We start from the raw sequence: 3,442 nt of genomic DNA on the forward strand, positions 1-3,442 counted from the left end.
CCGGCTGGATGATGAAACTGTCAAACTGCCACTTCTTGATCGAAAACACCCACGGCTCCAACGCCTCGTTGAGTTGCCGGGCTGTTTCTGGGGCGGCCGCAGCCGTCTCTTCCGCTTGATTCTTTTCATCCGCGGGTTGCGGATCGGGTGCAGCGGCAGCCTGGGTTTCCGCCGTTGAATCCTCGGCCGTCACCCGCAGGGAAAAGCCGCCCTGGTCATCAGAATAGAGAAACAGGGTAATCTGCCGGCCGTCAAAAAGCTGGTAGACCAGGCGGGGCTGGCCTGATTCCGACACCGGCGGCAGTCCGTCGGCGGCCTGCACATCATCCAGCGTCAGTGGCGACAGGGCGTCGAAAACCTGGTCAATTTTTGCCGGATCGGCCGTTCTTCCCGGCGGGACGGGCGTCATCTTGGCCATCTCGTCCTTATCCGGCCGCAACATCGTATAGATCGGAGTCGAAGCGTCGCCAACATAACAGGCGACCGATTTCACGTTCTCAGCCTTGACATCCAGGATCTCTTTTTTCAGCCATTGGGCCGGCGCTGTTTTCAGGAACCGGAAGCTGCCGTCCACGAGAAAGACGGTGTCGGCATCGGCCATTTTCAGGTACTGTCCACCCTCCTCCCCGTTGTCGGTCTCCCGGCGCTGACCCAGGATGACCTCGGCGAGAATCTTTCCCGACGCGTCTGTCAAGGTGATCTGCTTGCCTGTTGAGGAGGTGTCCGAGGAGGAGGGGGCCATCAACGAAAGGCGGGACAGGCTTTCGGTCGAAGCAGGAAAACGGCGGCCGATTTTCAACCGGGAAAGCTTGACCACCAGATCCCTGAGTTCATCGAAATCGGCCGGATAGCCGCCGCGATCGTCGACCTGCCACACCGTATCGCCCTTGACCAAAACCACCTTGTCTTCAGCATCGGCGATGGTTACGGTGGTCACCGCGTTCACCGGCAGGTCGGCAAACAGTTTATCTCCCATCTTCACCTGGCCGGCGTGCTCATCTTCCCCGAAACGGAAAAACCAGAGGGCCAGCAGAAGGCCTGTCGCCGCCAGCAGGATCAAAAATGTCTTGCCTTTCATCAACTATGCCTTTCTTCTTCGGGTGATTGCGTAAATGATTCCGCCTATGCCGATGACCAGCGGAACGAGAAAAATATTCACGAACTTGACCGTCGTTCCCAGATGTTCGATTTCGGCACGCAGGTTGCGGCGGACCGTCTTGAGTTCTTTGTTGATCTTGAGTTTCTCTTCCTGGAAGCGGGCGATCTCCTGCTCCTGCTCCTCGCTGAGGATCGCACGCTGTGCGGCATCTTTTTGCTGCTCGAGCATGCTGAGCTTCTGGTTGGTTTCCTCCACCTGACGAACCAGCGCCTGCTCCTGGTCCAGCCAGCGGTCCTGCGCCTTGCGTTCCAATTCCTGCACCCGTGTGAAGGGTCGTTCGAACGTGCCCCGGGAGCGAATGCCGATCAAGGCAGGATTGCCGGTCAGCATCTCGCTGGTGTTGAGCATGAAATTCAGGTTGTCGTTGAAGATGTTCGAAATCGTAAAGCCCAGCAGGTTCTGTTGACTCAGGTAATAGCCGTCATACAGCAGATCGCTGTCGGCCACCACGACGATAACCGAGGGTGCTTTACCTTCCTTCAGCGATGGTTCCATATCCGTGGCATCTGTCTCCGGCGCCGTTTCACCGGCTTTGGGTTCAGCCTCCGGTTTTCCTTCAGGAAAGGCTGTTTTAAACGTGCCCGATAGGCGAACGGCCAGATTGCGCACCATCCCCGACGGCTTGAAATCCCGCCGCAGGGCCTCTACATCCATGCTGTGGGCGAAGGCGTCCACCAACTCGTTGTTGGTGCTGGTCTGGATTAGGGGTTCCACGGTGAAAGGGTTGTCCGGTTGGGTCTCGATGGCACCGGCAACCGGCAACAGCATGGATTCCAGATTGGTGGTGATCAGGTTGTCGGTGATAAACGCCTGCGCTGAAGCGGAAAGCCACAGCGGATTGGTTTCCGCCTGGTTGTTGCGGTTTCTCAGCCGTGTGGCGTAGGTGTAGTCGGCAACGGCCTTTCCCGGCTCCATGGCGATCCCCCAGGCTTTGAACAGACGGATGGGAATGGAACCGCCGGGTCCCATGCGTGGGTCGTCCATCAGGCTGAGCGGGTCGGCAAATACGATGAGGTTGCCGCCGCCCAGAACGTATTGATCCACGGCATAAGCCATTGTGTCGGACATATTTCTGGGGTGGAACAGCACCAGCAACGCAGCGGTCGGATCGATGTGGTCGGCATCGGGTTTCACCTCGATCAAATCGTAGGTCTTTTGCAGCTCCTGGATGAAAAACCAGGGCTCCGAGCCGGGCCGGGGCCCGGCCATGCCCATGTTCATGGGTGCTGTGCCGAATACTGGTAGACTGCTGAACACGGCGATCTTCATCCGGTCCGTCGTCTGCACCCGGGCGATAATCCGCGTCAAATCATACTCCAGCCGCGTCTCCTGGGTGGGGTCGATAAAGGCAATGGCCGCCTCCTGATCGGCAGCCAGGGCAACCAGTCCTAAGTAGACCTGCTCGCCGGTCGGCAGACTGATGCCTTTCATGCCGTATTTGATGGCCCACTCTTCTTCTTCGGTATCGGGTTTGGGGTCATAAATTTCAACTGAGACCCGCCCCTTCCCGAAGTGTTCGTACTCAGAAAGAAAATCGATCACCCGCTGGGCGAAGGTCTTGATCTGGGAGGGGATGTTGACCACGTGCTTGCTGTAAAACACCTTGACCACCACCTCTTGATCCAATTCAGCCAGGATGGCCCGCGTACCCTGGGACAATGAGTACAGATTGTCTTCGGTGGCATCCCAGCGCAAGGTGGTGCGGGACAACAGAATGTTCACCAGCACAACGATAACGAGCACCAGCACGGCGCTTCCGGCCGAGAATGCGGTTTTTCCAATGCGTCTCTTTCCATCGCTCATGGACTCTTGGCCTCCTTTATGCCGATTCCCTATTTTGCAGGATAACGCCGTTGACAAAGATCATGAAGACCATCACCGACAGGTAGTAAAGCAGATCTCTCACATCCAGGACGCCTCTGGCAATTGAGGCAAAATGGGATAGGACGCTGGTCGAGGAGACCAGGTCAACCAGCCACATCGGCGCCCACCCGGAAAGCACGGCTGTCACCGGCCCAAAACCGGCCAGGATGAGAAACAGGCAGGCCACCACAGCCAGAATGAAGCTGACCACCTGGCTTCGAGTGAGGGCCGAGGTCATGCTGCCCACACTCAAAAAGGTGCCGGCCATGAGAAATGACCCCAGGTAGGCACAAAAAATCACTCCCAGATCCGGACTGCCCAGATACATGGTGGTCAGGACCAACGGAAAGGTCAGGGCCAGCGCGATACCGATAAAACACCAGGCGGCCAGGAATTTTCCCAGGACCACGTCGGTGACGG

3 protein-coding genes are annotated in these 3,442 nt (G+C 57.6%); all 3 read right to left on the reverse strand.

Features of this window, described 5'->3' with window-relative positions:
• A partial coding sequence (locus ABYV26_RS23170; protein WP_372683722.1) for a DUF4340 domain-containing protein occupies positions 1–1,078 on the reverse strand: 1,078 nt, incomplete at its 3' end.
• A gap of 3 nt (positions 1,079–1,081) precedes the next feature.
• Entirely contained in the window at positions 1,082–2,962 is a 1,881-nt protein-coding gene (locus tag ABYV26_RS23175; RefSeq protein WP_372683723.1) for a Gldg family protein, read from the reverse strand.
• A gap of 16 nt (positions 2,963–2,978) precedes the next feature.
• The coding region (locus ABYV26_RS23180) for an ABC transporter permease (protein ID WP_372683724.1) at positions 2,979–3,442 on the reverse strand (464 nt) is incomplete at its 5' end.

Origin of the sequence: Desulfosarcina sp. (assembly GCF_041551955.1) — a bacterium.
Taxonomy (GTDB): domain Bacteria; phylum Desulfobacterota; class Desulfobacteria; order Desulfobacterales; family Desulfosarcinaceae; genus Desulfosarcina.